The 21,390-nt window shown below is 41.4% G+C and carries 17 protein-coding genes; 4 read left to right on the top strand and 13 right to left on the bottom strand.

The annotated features are described in order from the left end of the window. The first annotated feature begins 24 nt into the window (after positions 1–24). On the top strand, positions 25–945 hold the full coding sequence (locus HUS61_RS08995; protein WP_130166681.1) for an AEC family transporter: 921 nt from the start codon (positions 25–27) through the stop codon (positions 943–945). Here the strand turns inward: HUS61_RS08995 and HUS61_RS08990 are convergent. The 6 genes from HUS61_RS08990 to sixA all read right to left on the bottom strand — a co-directional run bounded on the left by HUS61_RS08990 (position 937) and on the right by sixA (position 8,574). Continuing rightward, a complete protein-coding gene (locus HUS61_RS08990; protein WP_175082374.1) occupies positions 937–4,179 on the bottom strand; it encodes a toll/interleukin-1 receptor domain-containing protein in 3,243 nt (1,080 codons plus the stop codon). The genes HUS61_RS08995 and HUS61_RS08990 overlap by 9 nt on opposite strands. A 3-nt stretch (positions 4,180–4,182) precedes the next feature. Next, positions 4,183–6,429, bottom strand: coding sequence for an NAD-binding protein (locus HUS61_RS08985; RefSeq protein ID WP_175082373.1), 2,247 nt, complete (start codon positions 6,427–6,429; stop codon positions 4,183–4,185). Between the two features lie 77 nt (positions 6,430–6,506). Further along, complete coding sequence (locus tag HUS61_RS08980) at positions 6,507–7,241, bottom strand: SDR family oxidoreductase (RefSeq protein WP_175082372.1); 735 nt, start codon at positions 7,239–7,241, stop codon at positions 6,507–6,509. Further along, complete coding sequence (locus HUS61_RS08975; protein ID WP_258535988.1) at positions 7,238–7,678, bottom strand: ASCH domain-containing protein; 441 nt, start codon at positions 7,676–7,678, stop codon at positions 7,238–7,240. The genes HUS61_RS08980 and HUS61_RS08975 overlap by 4 nt, the downstream gene beginning before the upstream one ends. Before the next feature lie 19 nt (positions 7,679–7,697). Then, positions 7,698–8,048: a RidA family protein gene (locus HUS61_RS08970; protein WP_119853457.1), complete on the bottom strand. Its 351-nt coding sequence runs from the start codon at positions 8,046–8,048 to the stop codon at positions 7,698–7,700. Positions 8,049–8,097: 49 nt separating this feature from the next. Further along, a complete protein-coding gene (gene sixA / locus HUS61_RS08965; protein WP_058586339.1) occupies positions 8,098–8,574 on the bottom strand; it encodes a phosphohistidine phosphatase SixA in 477 nt (158 codons plus the stop codon). Positions 8,575–8,769: 195 nt separating this feature from the next. On the opposite strand from sixA, the gene HUS61_RS08960 reads away from it, so the two are divergent. Both HUS61_RS08960 and HUS61_RS08955 read left to right on the top strand, forming a co-directional pair. Then, a complete protein-coding gene (locus HUS61_RS08960; RefSeq protein WP_175082370.1) occupies positions 8,770–11,490 on the top strand; it encodes an insulinase family protein in 2,721 nt (906 codons plus the stop codon). Between the two features lie 176 nt (positions 11,491–11,666). After that, positions 11,667–13,781: an EAL domain-containing protein gene (locus HUS61_RS08955; protein ID WP_371319663.1), complete on the top strand. Its 2,115-nt coding sequence runs from the start codon at positions 11,667–11,669 to the stop codon at positions 13,779–13,781. Here HUS61_RS08955 and HUS61_RS08950 read toward each other — a convergent pair. Next, positions 13,778–13,972 carry a hypothetical protein gene (locus HUS61_RS08950; RefSeq protein WP_058586342.1) on the bottom strand — a complete coding sequence of 65 codons (195 nt, stop codon included), beginning with the start codon at positions 13,970–13,972 and terminating at the stop codon, positions 13,778–13,780. The genes HUS61_RS08955 and HUS61_RS08950 overlap by 4 nt on opposite strands. Before the next feature lie 221 nt (positions 13,973–14,193). On the opposite strand from HUS61_RS08950, the gene HUS61_RS08945 reads away from it, so the two are divergent. Further along, positions 14,194–14,670, top strand: a complete 477-nt coding sequence (locus HUS61_RS08945) for a DUF4234 domain-containing protein (protein ID WP_130166674.1) — start codon at positions 14,194–14,196, stop codon at positions 14,668–14,670. 73 nt (positions 14,671–14,743) lie between these two features. Here HUS61_RS08945 and HUS61_RS08940 read toward each other — a convergent pair whose 3' ends face one another. From HUS61_RS08940 to HUS61_RS08915, 6 genes are read right to left on the bottom strand one after another with little or no spacing between them, the layout of a single operon-like run. Continuing rightward, positions 14,744–16,063, bottom strand: coding sequence for a DUF58 domain-containing protein (locus HUS61_RS08940; protein WP_175082368.1), 1,320 nt, complete (start codon positions 16,061–16,063; stop codon positions 14,744–14,746). Continuing rightward, a complete protein-coding gene (locus HUS61_RS08935) occupies positions 16,060–17,043 on the bottom strand; it encodes a MoxR family ATPase (RefSeq protein WP_175082367.1) in 984 nt (327 codons plus the stop codon). Before HUS61_RS08935 ends, HUS61_RS08940 begins: the two co-directional genes overlap by 4 nt. After that, the gene (locus HUS61_RS08930) at positions 17,040–18,188 is read right to left on the bottom strand and encodes a DUF4350 domain-containing protein (protein ID WP_175082366.1); all 1,149 of its coding nucleotides are present in this window, start codon (positions 18,186–18,188) and stop codon (positions 17,040–17,042) included. Before HUS61_RS08930 ends, HUS61_RS08935 begins: the two co-directional genes overlap by 4 nt. Next, positions 18,178–19,638 (bottom strand): hypothetical protein, encoded by a 1,461-nt coding sequence (locus tag HUS61_RS08925; RefSeq protein ID WP_175082365.1) that lies wholly within the window; start codon positions 19,636–19,638, stop codon positions 18,178–18,180. Before HUS61_RS08925 ends, HUS61_RS08930 begins: the two co-directional genes overlap by 11 nt. Continuing rightward, positions 19,628–20,578, bottom strand: coding sequence for a stage II sporulation protein M (locus tag HUS61_RS08920; RefSeq protein WP_175082364.1), 951 nt, complete (start codon positions 20,576–20,578; stop codon positions 19,628–19,630). Before HUS61_RS08920 ends, HUS61_RS08925 begins: the two co-directional genes overlap by 11 nt. Beyond that, positions 20,575–21,303, bottom strand: a complete 729-nt coding sequence (locus HUS61_RS08915; RefSeq protein ID WP_175082363.1) for an RDD family protein — start codon at positions 21,301–21,303, stop codon at positions 20,575–20,577. The genes HUS61_RS08920 and HUS61_RS08915 overlap by 4 nt, the downstream gene beginning before the upstream one ends. Between the last annotated feature and the right edge of the window lie 87 nt (positions 21,304–21,390).

The following is a 21,390-nucleotide window of genomic DNA, read 5'->3' as shown; positions in this document are numbered from 1 at the left end:
CGTCTTCTTGTCATAAGGCCTAAAGTGCATATTTTTTCGATTATCTTTCCACTGATTTTTATCGTGTTAAGTGGTTACATCAGCTCGCGAAGCACGTTTTTATCGAAAGAGCATATAGCAGGTTTAAGTAAGTTTACTTTTTATATCAGTGTGCCTGCTTTTCTATTTTTAAATATGGCCCAAGCCGATTTACAAAATAGTGTGTCTATTGCAGGCTTTTTGAGCTTTTACATTCCAGTATTGGCCATTTACGCCCTCGGCTATGTTCTTGACCGCTACCTTATAAGCAAGCAATCTGCGCCGTCACGTCATGCTGTATTTGCTCTTGGCAGTAGTTACTCAAATACAGTACTGGTAGGTTTACCTATTATTATTGCTGCACTTGGCCAACAGATGGTCGGCATTGTGTTTATGATCATCACTTTTCATAGCGCACTTTTGTTTACCCTTACCTTTTTGCTCAGTGCTAAGTCGCAGCAAACATTCTCTTGGCGAGCATTTGCTAAAAACATGCTGCTTAATCCAGTCGTGTTAAGCATCAGTAGCGGCTTGGCTGTTAACCTACTTGGCTTTACACTTTTTGATAATTTAGCAAATGGCCTGAGTCTACTTGCCAAACCTGCCATTGCCTGTGCGTTATTTGTATTAGGGGCGAACCTTGCGTTTTATAAAGTGGCCGACAACTTACAAGCCTCAATCATCGCAACCATCATCAAGCTTGTTGTGTTACCGTGCGGGGTCTACTTTTTTGCAGGCAGCGTATTCAATCTAGAGCAATCATTACTGAACGTGTTAGTACTTTTAAGCGCCTCTCCTTTAGGGGTCAACGCTTATCTAATCGCCAATCAAATTAAGCAACACCAAGCGACACTGGCAAGTAGCGTCGTGCTTTCAACAGTATTGAGTGTGGTGAGCTTTAGCATCTGGTTAAGTATTTTACTTTAAACATCCTCGCACTTGTTTTTGCTGAACATTTAATGGCGAAATAAAGTTATCTTCACGCTGTTTTTGCGTTAAGCAGTTGCGTCTTTTTGGCAATGCATTTTTCGCAGCATCATTAATTTCACGACTCAATGCGGGTAAACTAAACAGCTTACCTTGATTAGCTAATATAATTAAGCGGTCAGCATGCTCATCAAACGCTATTTTTTGCTGTTGATAATCATCAACCTGATAAAACAGCTGACCCGTGTCAAGATGATAAATACTAGGCTTACCTTGGTTAATTATTAAATATTCTGCTGATGCTGATAAGCTTAAATCCCCAGCTTCTTCAGTGGTGTTAAATCGATAAAGTTCTTGCAAGCTAACAGTGTCAACAACCACAACAGCTTTGTCTTTTAATCCAATAACCAGCTCACTCCCCTTAACAAGTAGGTCTGCAATATCAGACTGGAAGGTCAGTTGTTTTAAAACCTCACCGGTTTGCAAATCCAAGATACCCACTTTACGCTTGGCTGCTTTTATTACCAAACGGTTTGCTTGTGACACAAAGTAGGCATCAAGAACTCGGGCTATTTTAGTTGTATTAAACTGCGGCTTTTTCGCTTGTAAATCATAAAGCATCACCCCTTTTTTATTATTACCTAGCAATAAATAACGCCCCTCAGCACTCAGCCTAGGCTCGGTCATTATGGTATCTTCACTGAGGGGGATTTCGGCGATGCTTTGTTCGCTCATCAAGTCAACTAAGTAAAGCGCTTTTTTGTTCCAAGAATCTTCAATAAATAAAACAAAATGCTGTGCTTCATTTAATAACACGACCGAAGACGAATCATATTTGTCACCAAACTCAAGTAAGCGGTTCTTTTTTAGATCAAATACTTGGTGATTGCCATAACCACATTCCACACTTATAAAGCGTTTTGCATTGGCTACATCGGCGATATTAACACGATGTCGTTCACACAAATCTATGCGTCGAACAAGCTCACCACTCAAGCTATTAAACATATAAAGCTGGTTTTTATTATCAAGGCTCTGTGCTGCCAGAGTGTGCCCGTCAGTGCTAAATTCAGCGCCCCATAAATTAATTTTTTCGCTAAGTGCTATGCTTGGGCTATTTTTCAGTAATGACCAAATTGAAATACTTTTGTCATCACTCGAGGCGTTAACCAACTCACTATTTGTTAAAACAAGCTTTGTGCGCTGATTAATTTTAAAGTTATTAACTTCAATACCAGTTGCGACATCCCACACTCGCACATTTTTATACGCTAATGTGATCAAAAGCTTACCGTCTGGTGTAAATGCGCCATCTTCAACATTTGAAAAATGGCTAAGCTGACTACCTTGATTTGTTTTTATATTCCAAAGTGTCGGAGCCTTTTCTAAACTACGAATAAAATCAGCATTTTCGGTTGTCGATTGCACTTGGTTAACAGTGGCCATTGCATAAACGTATTCTCCATTTTTACTCATCAAGGTATGAATATGCGGAGTAACTCCTTGTTGCTCGCCACTTTCAACTGCTTCAACACGGGTACCATTTAGATCGTAAATAACTAAGCCTTGGCTATCATTGGTAAAGCCTGTTTGTCGAGCTAAGCTATTTTTAGCTGTAAAATCATAAGCTAAATCCAATGAGCGTATTTCATTTCCATTTTGAGCGTTGAAGAGTTTAAGTGGCCCCACGAGCTCAGGAGTCGTTAAAATATAGTGACCATTTGGGCTAATTTGAATGTCTGCCAAGCCGTATTGTTGAGAATGTTTAACATCGTATAAAAGCGCATTATTAGTGACATCCCAAGCAATGAGCCGGTCAAAATGAATGCTCATATAAAGGATTTTGTTATCAGGACTAAATACTAGGTTTTTTATCTCGGCTTTAATTTCGGTGCTTTGTTGTTTGGTTAAGGTATCACTATCCCAAACACTGACTTCGCCCTTACGAGTCGCTATAGCAAGTTGTTTGTTATCACGGCTTAAACTAAAGCCTTGAACAAACTGTTCAGTTTTAAGCAGTTTATCTTCGTCACTGTCTGTTATTGATAAACGCTTAACTTTGCCATTTGAAAGTACAAACAGCTGTTCATTTTCAACATATTGGTACTGTTCAATTTTTTCTTGTGCTTGATAATAAAAGTGTTTGTTATTGGCATAAATCGCCCGACGCAATTGCCCTATTCCACCGGGCATTGGACGCTCTCCGCCATATAAACCGGGTAGTGCATTGAGGCCTAATAGCAACGCAGTATCATGCTCTCCATCATCGTTTGCTTGACGGGCTCTATCAAGCAAAAAGCGACTTTGATTTAACAATGAAGCATCACGCTGCTCAGTTGCTATTTTAGTTTGCTGTTGTGCAAGCTGTTCATTTTTAATGGCTTGTTGCTGTTTAATATAAGCAAAAACACCCGCAACCACTGCAATAACAGCTAGCATAGCGACGGCACTTAACCATTGGCGCAAACGCTTTGCCTTTTGCTTAGCAAGTTCTAATTGATAAGCTTGATCGCGCTTAGTTAATGCTCCGAGTGGCACACCTAAAATGCCTGCGATAATTTTTAACAGCATCAATTTTTGTTGAGCTTGGTATTGCTCAACATATCGAGCTAAATCTTGGCTTGAAAATTCAGTGCGCGATTTTAAATACTGTTTATATGCTTCAATTGAGGTCCAGCCTTGTTCAAGCTTGCCATCATGATTAACCCGAAAATCAGCCGCTAGAGGCTCAGCTAATTGTGTTGTTGGGTTGCCCTGTGCGTCGTAAGCATATTGTAAGGGCTTTGGAAAACATTCCTCCTCTGGCGCAACCCCTTGCGATTGCTTTGTTTTATCCCAGCTTGCATTTGGTTCACCGTCGATCATCGCGGCAATAATTTGATCGCTTCGGCCTAACTTTTTGAAGTAATCGATTTCATCTGCAACATAAGTAGATGCCACTGCGTTAGGTGAACATAACACAATAAGCAGTTGAGTATTATCTAGTGCTCGTGTAATTGCATTGCCAAGATCAGCATCGGCTGGGAGCTCTTCTTCATCTCGAAAAATGGGGAAAATACGCTCTGGGATCAACTCGCCACGGGCATTTTTTTGACCCACTAAATCTTTCGGGATTTCATAGGTTTCGATTGCTTGGTGCAACCAAGTTGCCCACTGGCGACCGGTTTGCTTATTATCAGCGTGACGATATGAGATAAACGCCAAGTATTGATGCTTAACTAATTCCTCGTTCATTAGCTAATCTCTCTTAAAGTCTACAATACGCACTTCAGCTTTAAGTCCCTTACTAGTAAACGGGTAATGGCGCTTAAACTGTTCAGGCACACCATGCTGCCACCAATTTACAACATCAGCTGTACCGCCAACTCCTCTGCTAGGTTGAGAATCCCACACTGCGATTAGCTCGTCGGCCATAGCAACCAAGTGCGCTGCTAAAGAGGCATATTGCAAAGCACGAGACTCATTAGCTGTATCTTCCATCTCGGCTAAACTTCGATAAACAGGGGGAATTTCTGCAAACCACTGTGCTTTGGCGAGCAACTGTTCAAACTCACTATCTTGTTTACTAAAATCCAATTTATACAGTTCGTAAGCCATGGGCAGTAGAGCAATAAAACTAGCGTCTAAACGGGTTAGCGCTCGCTCTATCACTAATCTATCAGCTCCTTCAGCAAGACCAGACACAAACTGAAAATGACAATTTGGATGAGCCAGCTTAAGCGCATCTAACTGCTGATCAATGTCTCGAACCAAAGTGTCATGTTGCTGGCTTTCAAGGTTTGTGAAGCGATGGCCTGTAACTGCCACGGTGACCACTTTTTCAATGCCAAAAGGTTGCGTTGTATCTTTTGCCAGTAACAGTAAATCGTTAACAGCTGAGGCAAAAAAATCACTATTACCTTGCTGCTGTTGTTGTGTTAAATCATGCCAAGGTTTTATCAGTGTATGTCGTTTTGCAATATTTGAGCGAGTACTAGAAAACTGCCAGCCATCAATTTTACGCTCAGCGCACCAGCGAGCATGCTCCATCGACGACATCATATTGAGCTCGTTATCTGATAATTCAATGCTGTTTGAGTGACTGCTAAAACGTGCATTTACCATCGCCAGTTTTTCACGCCAACTCAGCGCAAAAGCTCTATTGGCTTCCTTTAAACTATAAGGTAGGTCTTGCCATGAAGTAACATTATCTTGATTTGCTTGATAGCTTTGTTCGTGAGCTCGCTTAGCTAACACTGAGCCACGAGGCTGAGTCACTGCGCTAATATTGATATCTTTACTGTTATCATTAAAAGCCACCAAGTTATCAGGTATTTGCCTTGTTTTAGCTTGTTGTTGTTCACTAAATTCGGTGTAGCTAGTGGCGTAGTAAATGGGTGCCATAAATAGGCATTCAACTAGCATCTTATTGCGAAGTGTCAAAGCGATAGAGAAACAGTTTAATTGCTGTGTATCGAAAATATAAATTTGCGTTGCATTAGAAATGATATCGAGCAGCAGTTTTTTATCTGCGAGTAACTCATGAACTTGCTTATTAACAACGTTAAGCTCAGCGGCAGCGTCAATAGCTGTAAGCTCTGCACTCAACTCTGCGTTAGATTCGGTAGTGATTAAAGTAATTTTTACCGGCTTTAAACTACTGTAGATAGCACTTTTCGCATAAGTTCTTGCTAAATCTAACGCCGCGTCATTACTACCAAAAATAACCAAATGAACTTGGTCTTTTCCTTGAATATTAAGCAGTGGTAACGGCGAATGCTTGGCAAAAAGCTGCTCTGCTAGTAACTGGCTTTTACGCCAAAAGCGTAATTCAGTGCTGGTATTTTCAATAAATCGAGGGAGTTGTTTAAGTTGATCCGCTAATACCCGACTATGCAGATGTACAAAAACGGGCGCTTTCAAGTTGGGTAAGTTAGTAAGTACTTGCTGAGCAATAGTAATGTTATGGCTATCATCGCCACAACAGAAAAATACCGCCTCAGCATGCTGTAAATGAAGCTTTTCAGCAACTGATTGATTAATATCACCAACATGCACAATCGCACCTTTTTGTTTCAGTAAGGCAATATGACTATTTTCAGGGTTACTTTCGATTGCTATAACTGATTTATTCGCAGCCAATGCAGATAGAGCAATGGCAGAACCTTTATTTCCCAAACCAATAACAAGCTGAAAATCAGAGCGAGGCCTCAGTAAATATACAATGAGCTGCTTTGCCCCATCAAAAATTAGATAAAAGAAAATTAATGCTGTCGTTAAGGGGGCTGCAAATCGAGCAAATTCAATGAAAGGGTTCATTTGATTGGTTTTATAAAGCTCTTGTGTCCAATCACCACTAAAAGCAAACAGGCCCGCAATTGCATATATATTGTTAGCTAAAGGTTCACTCCAGCGTGTTGTTTGCGATACACCAAACAGCCCCACCAACATAATGAACATAAATAAGCCGAACAGAAATAAAGTCGATTTCTTTTGTGAATCCATGGGCTACCTTGGGTTATTTTTATAGTTTATATTAGGAAATAATAACCCCTCAAAGCAGTTACCACCAGCAAGGCTTACTAAAGCCCACCCGATACGTCTATAAAACTGCCCGTTGTGAATGATGCTTGCCCACTTGCCAAAAAGTAAATTGCTGAGGCAACCTCATCAGCCTCACCACCACGCCCTAGCGGCAACTTAGATTTTAACCTATCGACTCGGTTTGCTTCACCGCCATCACGGTGCATATCGGTATAAATAAGGCCTGGCCTTACCGCGTTTACCCGAATACCTTTACTCGCGACTTCTTTGGCAAGGCCAATCGTGAAAGTATCAAGCGCTCCTTTGGATGCGGCATAATCTAAATATTCATTTGGCGAGCCTGTTCGCGACGCACCCGATGAAACATTGACAATACTGCCTTTGTCCATACGCTTTATTGCTTCTCGCGCACACAGAAAGGCGCCAGTAACATTACAACTTAAAATAGCGTTGATACGCTTAGCATCCATCTCTAATAACGGCGTTTGCGGCATCATCATCGCTGCGTTATTAACTAACACATCTAACCGCGAAACCTTAGCATCTAATTTAGCGAACATGGTGAGCACTTGCTGCTCATCGGCAATATCAGCTTGCAACAAATACGCATTCACGCCATAGGCTTTTAACTTATCAGCGACTTGATCTGCACTTGCTTGATCTGACTTATAGTTAATACACACATCATAGCCATGTTTAGCAAACAGCTTTGCTGTCGCTGCGCCTATACCGCGGCCGCCTCCGGTAATAAGAACCACAGGATTCGTGCTCACTCTGACTCCTTGAAAACTAACTTAAACTGCTCACACACCAACGGCATCTCAGGGTGACATTGATACTCTGTGCCTGCGAGCTCTCGCTGATAATAATCCCAATGTACACGCTGCCAGTACTCAAGGCTTTTGTCACCCTCGCCTTCTAATGCGGCGTAATCGGCGCTTATTTTATTATATGGGGTGATAGTTACAGAGACAGTTTCAATAATGCCGAGGGGCTGTCCCTGCCAATTGGTAAAAATGGCTAAATCACCAACTTCAGGAAGGGCTTCATTATTGGCTTTAAACCAATAAAGTGAAGGGGTTGTTGCTTGTTTTACGCCATTTAAAACTAATAATGCGCAGTCATTGGCATCTTGCTCATTGTCGCAAAAATGCCAACTTGGCAGTTCACTCACTGCGCGCCCTGATTGCTCATTAAAGCGAACAATCATTTGCACTATACGCTGCTCGTTACTTAATGGCTGCAACGACAGAAATCTCTACAAGGAGTGCATCGCGCGCCATTTTGGCCTCAACACAAGCACGAGCAGGTGCATGGCCTTGTGGTACCCATGCATCCCAAACAGCGTTCATCTGTGCAAAGTATTCCATGCTTTTCAGGTAAATTGTGGCGCTTAGCATGTGCTCTTTGCTACTACCCGCTTCAATAAGTAGCGCTTCGACCTTGTCTAGCATGGTTTGAGTTTGTTCGGTGATATCTTTTTCAGCATCAGCACAAACTTGGCCGCATAGGTATACAGTGCCGTTATGCTTAACGATGCGGCTCATACGCGCACCAGTCTGTAAACGTTCGATTGTCATAGTAAGAAATTAAAAAATCAACAGTGGCGCTAATTTAGCAAATCCACTGTTATATTTCGACGTTATTTGGCGAGTGAATACTGAGGTAGTGACTGCGCTGTTTATGTTCATCATATTCGATAACAGCAACCGCACCCGTATTGAAAATTGGCATATGACCAGGACTTAACTGATCAACTAAGTAACTAACAATGGGCATATGGGCAACGACCAACCAGGTGTTGCAGTCTGGATGCATAGCAATCAAGGTTTCTAGGTAATCAGCAGCAATTTGCGGTACACCATCAGGGGTAATATCACTGCAGGTTTCGTTAAATTGTAACGAAATATGTTGCGTCGCATCCAAAGCAGTTTGTTGTGCGCGAATGTAAGGACTTACCAACAGAGCATCAGGTTTATGGTGTGTCGCTAACCACTGCCCCATTCGACTGGCTTCTTGGTGACCGGTCTCGGTCAGTTGTCTTGCTGCATCATCTGCTTGCATTGGCGTAGCTTCGCCATGGCGCATGATTAAGATTGTTTTCATAAAAAATCAACCGATTAAAGAATATAAAACAGTAGCCAGTTTGCTTGATTGTTCGCTATATTAGAATATCATCACTAGATACATTAAACATCCGCTTATGATATTCAGGTAGATTTTCGTAGCTCTGTCTTTTTTAGCTTTCCTGAAAATATCATCTGTTGTTAGGACATTAACGCACTCTTTCAGGAGCATCTTTTGAATATCAGCCGCAATGATAACAGAACATATCAACCCCTAACACTGGACAATGGTCTAAAAGTACTTTTAGTGCAAGACTTAGAGTCAACAAAATCAGCGGCTTCAATGGCTATTAACGCAGGTCATTTCGATGATCCCCTTGATAGGCAAGGTCTCGCGCACTTTTTAGAGCATATGCTTTTTTTAGGCACTGATCTGTACCCAGAATCGGGCGGTTTTTCTAATTTTGTATCGCAATCTGGTGGCAACACCAATGCCTGGACTGGCACTGAGCACACTTGCTACTTCTTTGATATTAACAACCAACAGTTTGCTGAAGCACTGGCGCAATTCAGTCGTTTTTTTATTGCCCCACTCTTAAATCCTAAAGAGACAACAAAAGAACGTAACGCCATAGACGCAGAATTTAAACTAAAAATAAAAGATGATGGCCGACGAATTTATCAGGCTCACAAAGAAACGGTTAACCCAGCACACCCCTTTGCAAAGTTTTCGGTCGGTAACCAGCAAACCCTCGCGGATCGTGAGGGCTGTATCAGTGATGAGCTACGTGCTTTTTTCGATAGCCACTATCAGGCTCAGTGGATGACACTGGTGATATGTAGCAATGAAGATATTGCGACCATGACCACCTGGGTAAAACAGTTATTTAGCGAAATTAAAGGTCAGCCAAAAAGTAAAGAGATCATAGAGCAGCCACTTTACCGTAAACAAGACTTAGGTAAGGTGCTGCATATTGAGCCACATAAACATATGCAAAAGCTCATTATTAGCTTTGCGATGCCAAATATTGATGACTTTTACCGTCACAAAACCGTTAGTTTTATCGCTCACTTACTTGGCTACGAAGGCAAAGGTTCGCTGTACTCTATTCTAAAAGAGCAAGGCTGGATCAATGCCCTCTCAGCAGGTGGTGGCATTAATGGCAGTAACTTCAAAGATTTTAACGTAAGCATGGCGTTGACTGATGAAGGTATTGAATACTATGAAGATATCGTCGAAATGGTGTTTGAGTATATCTGCTTGATTAACCAAAACTGCGATAAATTGCCGCGCCTTTATCAAGACAAAAAGAACCTCTTGCAAATTGCCTTTGATAACCAAGAAAAAGCACGTTTAATTGATTGGGTTAGTAACTTAAGCATTAATATGCAGCATTACGATGAAGCCAACTATGTGCAAGGCGATTATTTAATGGAAGGCTTTAACCGCTGCGCTCATGAAATTGCCATGCAATGGCTAACACCTGATAACATGCGCTTGGTACTCATTCATCCAGGTGTTGAGCCTGAGTACACTACAGCTTGGTACAACACCCCATATAAAGTAGAAGACATCTCAGCAAGTTGGTTAGAAGCGCTTAGTGAAATAAACACGCCATTACCACAGATGTGCTTACCAAGTGCTAACCCATACCTCACAAAAGATGTTGAACTATTACCATTAGACGAGCCAAATAAATCACCTGAGCTTTTAGTCACACGAGACGGCTTTGATTTTTGGTTCAAACAAGACGCAACTTTCAGAGTAGCTAAAGGGCATTTTTACTTAGCAATGGATTCAACCTTTGCAATTAAAGATGTTAAACACATGGCCCTTACCCGCTTATTTGCAGACCTGTTTATGGACAGTGTTGCTGAGCAATTTTATCCAGCAGAATTGGCTGGCCTTAGTTATCACTTAACCTCGCACCAAGGTGGCTTAACCCTACATACTGCGGGTCTTTCATCGAGTCAGTTAGAGCTGGTTAATGAGTTACTTGAAGCACTCTTTAATGTTGAAATCTGCGCAAAACGCTTTGCTGAATATAAAAAGCAGCTCGTTAGACACTGGCGAAACAGCAATCAAAACAAACCTGTTAGTGAGCTATTTAGTATTTTGGGTGCGCAAATCATGCCTTGGAACCCAGAGCCTAATGCCTTAGCACAAGCTTTAAAAGATACGAGCTTCCATCAATTTAATTGCTTTAGAAATGAGTTTTTTAAAGCCTTGCACGTTGAGTCTTTTTTACATGGTAACTGGCAACGCTCTGATGCGCTTAAGTTCCAAAAGCAAGTGACTGAGCACCTAGATGACAGCACAACAATTATTGATTTAACGCGACCGCTAAACGATATAACCGAAGTAGATCAACAGCGCTTCACGTTAAATTGCAGCGATCATGCGATGGTGCTTTACTACCAAGCACAAACTGACGACACCATCGAAAAAGTACAAATGATGGTACTTAATCATTTAATAAATCAAGATTATTTTAATGAGCTAAGAACCAAGCAACAGCTCGGCTATTTAGTTGGTGCAGGCTATGCACCTTTCAATACCCGTGCAGGTATTGCTTTTTACGTGCAGTCACCTATGCATAGTGCTGATGAGATACTTCAGCGTCACCAGCAATTTATTAATAATTATGTGTCACAAGTAAACAACATTTCTGAGCAGCAATGGCTCGATACCAAAGCAGGTCTTGTTACACACATTGCTGAGAAAGATAAAAATTTACGCTTACGCTCACAGCGCCTATGGTTAGCTATTGGTAATCGCGATACTGAATTTAATATGCAACAACAGCTTTTAGAGGCACTTGATAAGTTAAGCCTTACTCAAATGCAGCAGTATATTACCGAAACGTTCAGTGAAAACAGGCCAAGAATAGAACTTTTAAGTGAGCCAAAGGCTAAAAAACAGCCAAAAGCAAGCCTTTCTTCGCATTCTCTTTGACTCGAACGCGAGCTTAGATTAGATTAATTGGTGCGATTTACGGTAATGCATTAATGATAAAAATAATAAAAATGATTTCTGCTTTTTTAACAATAAGTATGGCTGGGATTTTTTCAGCATCCGCCAGCCCCATAGAGCTTGAACAGAGCACCTTGCTGCTTATTCCAAGTGCTATTATGATGCTGTTATTGCCGTACCTATTATTTATAATTTTCAAATTAAAGCGCTCTCGAAAACAACTGCGTATTTCAGAACATCGCTTAAAAAGTACCGTAGAAGGCAGTGGCGATACCCTCTGGGATTGGAATATTAAAACCGGAGAAGTGCTGCGAATTAATGATAAATACACCTCAGATACAAACAGTAGCAGCGGCTTTCCTCCTAACCGCGAATTGATTCACCCACACGACTTACAACACGTTGAAACAGCCCTAAAAAAACACTTTGCCGAACACACCGCCTTTTTTGAAGCAAGTTACCGGATTAAAGACAGCCTCGGTCGTTGGCATTGGGTGCTGGATCGCGGCAAGATCATCGAAAAAGACGCAAACCTCAACCCTTTGCGTATGACAGGCACTGTAAGAGATATTTCTCAGCTTAAATCAACAGAAGCTCGTTTAAACCTATTCGCTAAATGCGTTGAGTCGCTAACTGACGCCATAGCCATTTTCGATAAAAACTTTAAGCTGGTTGACTTAAATCCAAGCTTCTTAACGCTATTTGGTGGTACCCGAGAGCAATATTTAAAGAAAGACTTTACCTTAAATGGCTATGACCAAAGCTATGTGGATGAAATTAAAGCCACTGTAAAAGCCACGGAGCATTGGCAGCAAGAGGTTAAACTTCGCAATGCGAAAAGGCAGCTGCTACCAATTGAAATTTCAATTGATGAAATCAAAAATGAGCACAACCAAATATGTAACTATGTCGTTGTGTTTTCAGATCAAACTGAGCGTAAAAAAGCCGAATCACAATTACATAATTTATCGAACAGAGACCGCACAACGGGCTTACCTAACCGAAACTTGTTTTTCACCAATCTGAAAAAACTCGCTAAGCAAGATAACCATCACGCTTTATTAGTGTTTGACCTAGATAACTTTAAAAAGATTAACGACTCTCTGGGTCACCAACTTGGTGATAGCTTGCTATCTAAGCTTGCGATGCGCCTTAATAAGTTAACCCGTGAAAAAGATGTGTTTTATCGCCTAGGCGGTGATGAGTTTGCACTGGTAATGTCGGGTACCAACGATATACATACCATCACTCGCATGGCAAAACTCTTTTTAGCCGCAATTGCCACCCCTTTTAATATGGCAGGTCATGAACTGGTGATCACCTCAAGTGTCGGTATCGTGCTGTTCCCTGAAGATGGCAATACCCCAGAGCTATTACTTAAAAATGCAGATACTGCCATGTATCACGCAAAGAAAAAAGGCAATAGCTATCTGTTTTTCAACGACACTATGAACCGTGAAGCAGTTAAACGCTTACAAATCGAAAACTTAATGCGTTACGGCCTAAAAGAAGATCACTTTGAAGTGTATTACCAACCGAAGATGAATATTCGTACAGGTAAACTCGATGGTATGGAAGCACTTGTTCGCTTTATTACCCCGAAAAAAGGGGTGATCAGCCCTGGAATGTTTATTCCTATTGCAGAAGAAACTGGGCAAATAATCGAAATTGGTGAAGTTGTTTTAAATAAAGCATGCCGCGATGTAAAGGCATGGATAGATCAAGGCTTATTCAACGGTCGTGTTGCTGTGAACTTATCGGCTAAGCAGTTTAGCTTACCTGATTTAACCACTCGTATTGATGTGATTTTGCAAAAGAATGAACTGCCCTCTTACTTCCTTGAACTTGAAATCACCGAAGGTACGGTTATGGACGACCCTAACGAAGCAATTGCAGTCATGCGTTCACTCAGTGCTCGTGGTATTCACCTTGCAATGGATGACTTTGGTACGGGTTACTCTTCATTAGCCTATCTTAAGCAGTTCCCGCTTAATACCTTAAAAGTTGATAAAGCCTTTATTGATGATATGCAATCAGAGCGTGGCCGCAATATGGTTGACTCAATTGTGACCATTGCCCATAACCTTGATTTGCATGTAGTTGCAGAAGGGGTTGAACAAGCCGAACAAGTTGTGATGTTAGAGCAGTTAAAATGTCAAACGGTTCAAGGCTACTATTACTCTAAGCCACTGTCTCAGCCAGAGTTTACAGCCTTCCTACAAAAGCAACTCGATAAATCTGCGCCGAGCCTGTTAAAAACAGCAGAAATTTAAGGTCGCCAGCCACAAGATTGGCGGCCAACATGGCGCACAAAAGCGCGGCGATAATGCACGTTAAATAAACACCAAGCGACAGGCCCAAGCACTCCACCTAACAGCATCCAACGCTTTACCGGCATTCCTTTAGATAGAGACTCTAAATACATCACCAAAATAAACACACAGCTCAAAAATACAAATAACACACAGCACCTCATTAAAATCAGCGGCAGTGTACATAATTTCAGCAAACTTTAAAACTTCACTCATGCTATACCCTCTATAAGGCTTATTTATACTGACCTTTATGGTAGTTAACCTTACTTTCTAGGCTGTTGAAATGATGTACAAAAACCAGCCTCACTGCTATTATCGGTACGTGCAATTTGCACAAAGGAATATACAAAAATAATTATGAGGAATCGTTATGTCTGAAGAATCAGCTAACATCTATGAAGCGCCAGAAGCTGAGCTTACTCAGCAAAATACCGGCGGTAATAAACCTATTTTAAACTTTGACCGCTTCTCTGCTTGGGGCGTGTTCTTTTTAAGTCTTATCACATTGGGTATATACGCAATTTACTGGCTAGTAAGCCGCACAAACAAAGCAAACGCGCTTGCCAAACATCAAGTTAACCAAAACCTAGTTTATGGTTACATTGCCCTTTACGTAATTAACATTGCAGTAGCGTTTACATCAATACCTGAAGTATTTTCTTCTATAATCTCAATTATTACTTTTATTGTTGGCCTAGTATTTATTTTCTCGTTACGTGCCTCACTTAAAGAGCTAATCAATGAAGGCAGTAACGAACCAGTGCATTTAAGTGGCATACTGACATTTTTCTTTTATGCTATTTATTTCCAATACAAAATTAATGAAGCCATTGATAATCAAAAATAATCGTTCCGTTATTTTCCTAATAAAAAAGGCATTGAATTCAATGCCTTTTTTATTGTCTGTTGCTATTAGGTTATTACAATGCCCCGGAGTGCTTCACATTTAAATAAGTGTTAAGCACATGCGGTAGCAGCTGCTCAGGGTTACAGTCTATGGCTATTACACCTTGTTTTTTTAGCTTCGCCATATTGGCTTTATGTGAATTTAGTAGTGCTAATGCTGCACAATAGCTGGTTGCATCTTCGTACTTTTCAATAGGCTCATCGAGCACCTCATTTACCGCCCGATTATTAATATTAATAAGTGCCACTAAGTGGTGTTTTTGTAATAGCTTAATTGCAGGCATTAACTCATCAATGCTTTGCTCATCAAGGGTGGTGACTAATAACACTAAAGAGCGCTTACTGCGCTTGGCGATTAATTGGTTTACAGCCACTAAATAGTCACTGCTGCTCTTATCTGGGTATAGATCATAAAAGTGATTCATTACCCGTGATACATTCTGCGCGCCTTTTACATCGGGTAACCAGCGCAGGTTTTGATTAAAGCTTTGCATGCTAAACCAATCACCTTGCTTTAAAACGGTGTGTGACAGCAGTAGCAATGCATTTAAAGCATGATCAAAGTGGCTGCCTTCATTAGCTTCAATGGCCATTTTTTTAGAGGCGTCTAGCATCACTATAACGTGTTGGTTTTGCTCTTCTTGATACTCACGAGAAATGAGTTTTCGACGCTTACTGGTCGCCTGCCAGTCTATCTGTCTAACACTATCACCTTGGCGATATTCGCGTAATTGCTGAAATTCGATACCATCACCGCGCTTTTTAGTGAGCTTTAAGCCTGAAATAGGCTTATTCACTACGCCATTTAAATGCTGCTTTGAAGTAACCCGGCTAAAATCTGGATACACTTTTAATTGAATTGCTTGCACAGCTAACCAGTTTGTTTGCCAAAGGCCAAATGGCGACCCTACCCTAAGTTCAATGGCACTGATCTGGGCATCCCCTCGTTTGTGAGCGCGTAATGTAAAGCTCTGCTTTACTTGTTGCATTGCATCTATAAACACCGTTTGCTGTGGCTTTTGCAGCTCAATAGCATTACTTAAATGAACACTGACATCTAGCATGGTCGCATGCTTCGCTTTGTTTTTAATCACTACCTGCAATGCTTGGCGGCGATACAAAGCCATGTTGAGAGTCGTTTGTGCACTTACTTCAAGTAAAGGCTCTGACTTCGCCGCCATATAATCTATAAATGCGACCAATAAAGGCACTAAGAGCAAGACCGTTAGCACTAAGCTGTCAACTGATGCAATGGCACAGACAAGCAACAATAACAGCAACAAAGCTGTTAATTGTACTAAGCGTTTTGCAGGCCTATGCTTGATGCGTTTCATGAGCGTGGCGCTTCAACACTGGCTAAAATGGCATTGATCACTTCATCGAATGACACCCCTTCCAACTCCAAATCAGCCGATAAAATTAATCGGTGTCTTAAAATATTCACTGACACTGACTTCACATCATCTGGGGTTACAAAGTCACGGCCATTCATCAATGCCATTACTTTTGCCGCTTTAATGGTATTAATTGAGGCACGTAACCCTGCGCCATGCAATACGCCTTGCCAAGTTCGTGAACTACGCACGATATCGACGGCATAATTCAGTATTTGTTCGTCTACTAAGATATCTGCACAAAGCTGTTTAATTTCCGCAATTCGATTAGCATCCAATACCGCAGGGAGCTGCTCTACTTTGGTTTCATTAGAGACAATTTGTGTATTTAGTTTTAAAAGCTCAACTTCCGATTCATGAGAAGGAAAACCAAGCTCCACTTTCATCATAAAACGGTCTAATTCAGCCTCAGGCAGTGGGTACGTCCCTTCTTGATCTAATGGGTTTTGAGTGGCTAATACCATAAACGGTGAATCAATAGATAATGACTCGCCATCAATGGTGATTTGTTGCTCTTGCATCACCTCAAGAAGAGCTGATTGCGTTTTAGCTGGTGCACGGTTGATTTCATCAGCCAGCAAAATATTAGTAAATGCTGGGCCTTTTTTGATATTAAATTCACCTGATTTCATATCATACAAACTATGGCCAACAACATCTGAAGGCATTAAATCAGGTGTAAACTGCACGCGCGAAAAGTCTACATTTAAGCTTTTTGCTAAGGCTCTAACCAGTAGCGTTTTACCAAGCCCTGGAACCCCTTCAAGTAACACATGACCACCCGCAAAGAGCACCGTAAGCACATCTTCAACAATGGCATCTTGACCAACTAACACACGCGAAATGTTATGCTTTACTTGTTTTACTGCATCAGCTGCCTCAACTAAGCTCATGCGATTAGTGTCTAATTCCGTGCTCATAAGGCATTCCTTAATTGTTTATATCGTTTTATATATTCTGTTCGTTGTTCTTTGGACTCAGGCAACTTGCTAGCAAGCAACTCAGCCACCTGTTGTTTTTCAAAATGAGTTAAATTAGCGATGATCTGCGCCTGCTTTTCAGCACTAAGCATCTTAAAGTTAGGCACTCGCGACTCTACTTTGGCGTAAAAATCTTTCTTGAGTGCAGTAAATAACATGGCTTCGTGACCATGCTCTGAATAGAAATTTGCTACTGCACGAATATGCTGATTAAAGCTGGTTTTTATATCGAAGTCAGGAGCATAAGAGCGGCCGATGCGACTACTGATATGCCACACTGCAAGCACAATTAATAACAGCAACGTCACCACAAATTGCCAGCTCCAGTGCCATAACTTGGCAAACCAATTTGGGTAAGTCAGATAAGGTACATACGTTACTTTTTCAGCCCCTTTACTTAACCAAAGTAATAAACTGCCATGATCCAGATGGCGAAGTCGGTAATTGGTAAAAGGTAACAGCGATGGCATCACAATGACCCTACCTTGACCAAATGCAAAGTCACACATCAAAGTATCGCCGTTATCATTATTTGTACTCACACCGGGGCAGTTTTCAATAAAAAAGGCACGGCTTAGCTCAAGGTCAAGCTGAGTGATTTCATCAATTGATAAAGTACTATTTTTATTCCCTTCTTTGAGCATCGCAAAATCATATTCAAACACATCTTCTTGGCTTTCTACATTGATGCCAAGCTGACTAAAAAATACGGTGCTATCAATCGCCAGCTCATCACGTTGCCTGTTTAATACATAAATTAAACGTCCGCCATCAGCGACCCAATCAGCAAGCTGTACATCTAACTGGTAAGAGTCAGCAAGCACCGCCTCATCCAAAATTAAGATACTTTGTGGGTCTATGTTTAACTCATCACTTTGTGCTTGCTCTGCCAAGCGTTTGTTTTTATTCCAATCGATACCATTGGCTTTAAGTAGCCGCTTAGCCATCGTAAAGTTATCTCTTGCTACATCACTATGAAAGCCAATTTCTATTTCTTTTTTCTGCCAATCTAAAGAAGCAATACCAGCAATAACAAATAAGCTAAACACCACTAGCGCCGCTATGAGCACAACCTTAAGCTTCATGGGCTTGCTCCTTAGTCTCTGTTGTCATTGCCGTAATTTGCTCTGTCAGCTCGATAAAATCGATATCAGGGGTTTTATGGCCCCAAGCAACCGTGACCCACGCAGAAAATAAGCGGGCAAAAATTGCTTGTCCTTGATTTGGCACCCTAGCATCAATTGCACGTTTACATTCGCGCTCAGTCATAGAGCGGTGCAAGAGCACTTCATGTTGTTGCTGCGCCCAACTCAGCGCATGATGAAGCAAATACGCCAGCGCCAAGCGGTGCTCACCTCGCTCAAAACACTGCTTTGCTGCGGCAATTAAATCTGTAGGTAAATCTTTACTTTTAATCTCTGCAAATAAGGTTGGGATAACAGCCTCTTCATTCACTTTACTGCGCTCAGGCAAGCTTAAGTTGGCAAAAAAGCCTCGCTTTTGCATCAGATAATAAACTAGCCAAATAACTAATAAACCGACCAATACCCAAACTAACACGCCAAACACTTCGCCAATGGCAGTAAACACATCGATAAGCCATGACCAGTCACTATCTGATGAACTCGCTTTTGCTTCGATATTTGGCACCCATGTGGTCTCAGTTTCAATGACATTAGGCTCATTATAAAGAGCAGTAACTTGCTCTTTTACCGCTTGCTTATCGATTTGCTCTGCATAGCTTGTTGATGGTTGCAGCGTAAACGTTGTAAGTATAAGTAGTGCTACAGCACTGACTACGCCTGCAAGACGGGTGCGAATATTTTTAAATGCCAGCTCTATATCCCAGCCTTCTAATTCAACTCGACGGTGTAAATAAGCAAGAAATCCACCGGTAACAAATAACGGTGCGACTAACGAGATACTGATGATATAAATAAAGTTAAACGCTATCTCAACCCAGATTGGCGCTTCGAGTATTTGGTACATGGCTTCTTGTGCAGAGAATGAATGGGGCACAAGTGCAATTGTCAGTGCCGATATTCCCATCAATAAGATAAACTCAAAATGTACACAGAACAGCATCCACAATGTCTGCTTAGGCTTAGTTGAAGCAAACAACACCTGCTTACGCTTAGTTTTGCGCTCACCTGATAGTCGTTCAAGTTGCTCTACAGGGGCTAAAAATGCTCTGTTTGGGCTGAGCCTAAAAACGGTTAAATGCGCTAACATATCAGCGATTTTTAACTGCTTGAGTGACTTTAAGCTACTCATTATGTTGACTGGCTGATTGAAAACCGCTTTTGACATGTAATCGAGTAAGGGTCGCTCAAATACAGGTTTAAGCCACCAAACAACAAAGCCACCTATGCTCCAGCTTAATAAAAAACCGACAATCAAAAATACGGGTACTACCATCATCAAATACAAAGAGACCAATGCCACAGCATGCTGCTTAACTAGCAACACTGTTAAATCAAAGGTTTCGTAAGCACTGCGCTTGCGAGGATTGAAGCTAAGACGATTAAGCTCCATAGCGCATTCCTCTGTATAAGCGAAAAATGACATAAGCCCAACAACCGCTGCCAACTAAATATTTAATTTCGTTAGCAATATCACGGGGTGACCAAAATGCTTCGATGAAAGCGGCAATGACTAACATCAAAAATGCGCCAACAATCAGTGGAAGCGCTTTTTGTGCAGCCTGTTTCATCGCATATGCGCGGGTATACTGTCCAGGGTTTAACAAGCCGTAACCTATTTGACACCCGGCCGCTGAGGCAATAATGATAGCGGTTAACTCAAACGAACCATGGGTTATTACAAACGAGAAAAATGGCCCTTCAAATCCAACATTTACAATGTGAGCTGCAACGGCACCAAAATAAAAGCTATTGAACAATAGGAAAAAAGCAGCGCCAACACAGAACAGTACGCCACCTGCAAACATCTGAAATGCAATGCCAATATTATTGTAGATATAGACCCCGAACATCATCAGATCTTGCGATGCGCCGCGCTCAGCCGATTGAACGCTACCACTAGGGTTATACATTTGTTCGATATTAAGTACTGTGCCTTGCCCTAAAAATGTATACGCAGCATCAGGGTCAATTGTCACCCAAATAAAAGCAATTAAGGCCAACCCCCAGAATGCCAATAAGTTAATACCAAGCATTAAACGATTTTCATACAGTGCACGCGGAAATGCCGTGCGGGCCACATGCCATATTTCAGAAAATTGATTGCTTCGAGATAAATAAAGGCGCTTCTGCCCTAACTGCACCAGCCTGTTTATTTGCTCAATCAACACTGGACTATATTGACGACTTTGCGCAATGGCTAAATCATTACAAACTTTGCGATACAAGTTAGGGAAATTAACAGGTAAAGACTCTGCACTATTTTGTTCACAAAGCGCTTCAAATTCATCCCAACTGACACTATTTGATTTTACAAATTGAGTTTGCTTCATTGCTTACCCTCCTGCTGCGGGTAATCGCTATCGTGTTGAACTTGACCAGCAAAGTGGCGTGCATAGCTAACGAGCTGCGCCTCAATCTCATGCTCTGCGGCAGAAAACGGTGCAGCTAAGATAGCTGCCAACTCACGGCGCCTTGCATCAGATAATTCATCATGACGCTCTGCAAAAGCAAGCACAGCTAATTGCTCTTCGGTGGTTAAGCTAATGGTAGGAATATGCACTTCACCTTGAGATAATTCAGGGCGCGTAGCTAACTCATCGTCGTAAATGACCATGGTGCCTGCAGCCCAATCACCAATGCGTTTAAAACGGTTGTTAAACAACATAACCACAAGGCCTAAGAAATAGCCTATAGGTAGCATATCGGCTGGGCGTAGTAGGTTACGCACTACAATTTGCGAAAAGCTTGCCGGTAAACCATTGTCTTGCACAACACGGATTTTAAGGCGTTTTTTACCCGGCGTTTGGCCACTTTCCATTTCAAACAGGATGTTATAACCCCATGAAACTAAAAAGTAAGCAATTAATATAAGTCCCTGCCCAGCATCGCCAAAAAAGGCAAATACAGTACCTACAGCAAGTAAAACCAAACTACGGATAATAAAATCGATAATGTAGGCATAGCTTCGGGCAACAACGCCAGCGGGAGTAATGGCGATATCAACGCCTTCGGGGAGTTTGATGTATTCTCTGTTTTCCAATCCGTGGTTCAACATTAATCTACTACTGGTATTTATTATTGTTTTCGTAAGCCAATAATAATGCGCGTTTTTCGTTCCTTTTTCAATGAATATTGTTATGAG

Origin of the sequence: Pseudoalteromonas sp. 0802, from assembly GCF_013350085.1 — a bacterium.
Lineage (GTDB): Bacteria > Pseudomonadota > Gammaproteobacteria > Enterobacterales > Alteromonadaceae > Pseudoalteromonas.
The sequence above is the reverse complement of the archived record's forward strand: the minus strand, read 5'-3'. Positions and strand labels throughout refer to the sequence as shown.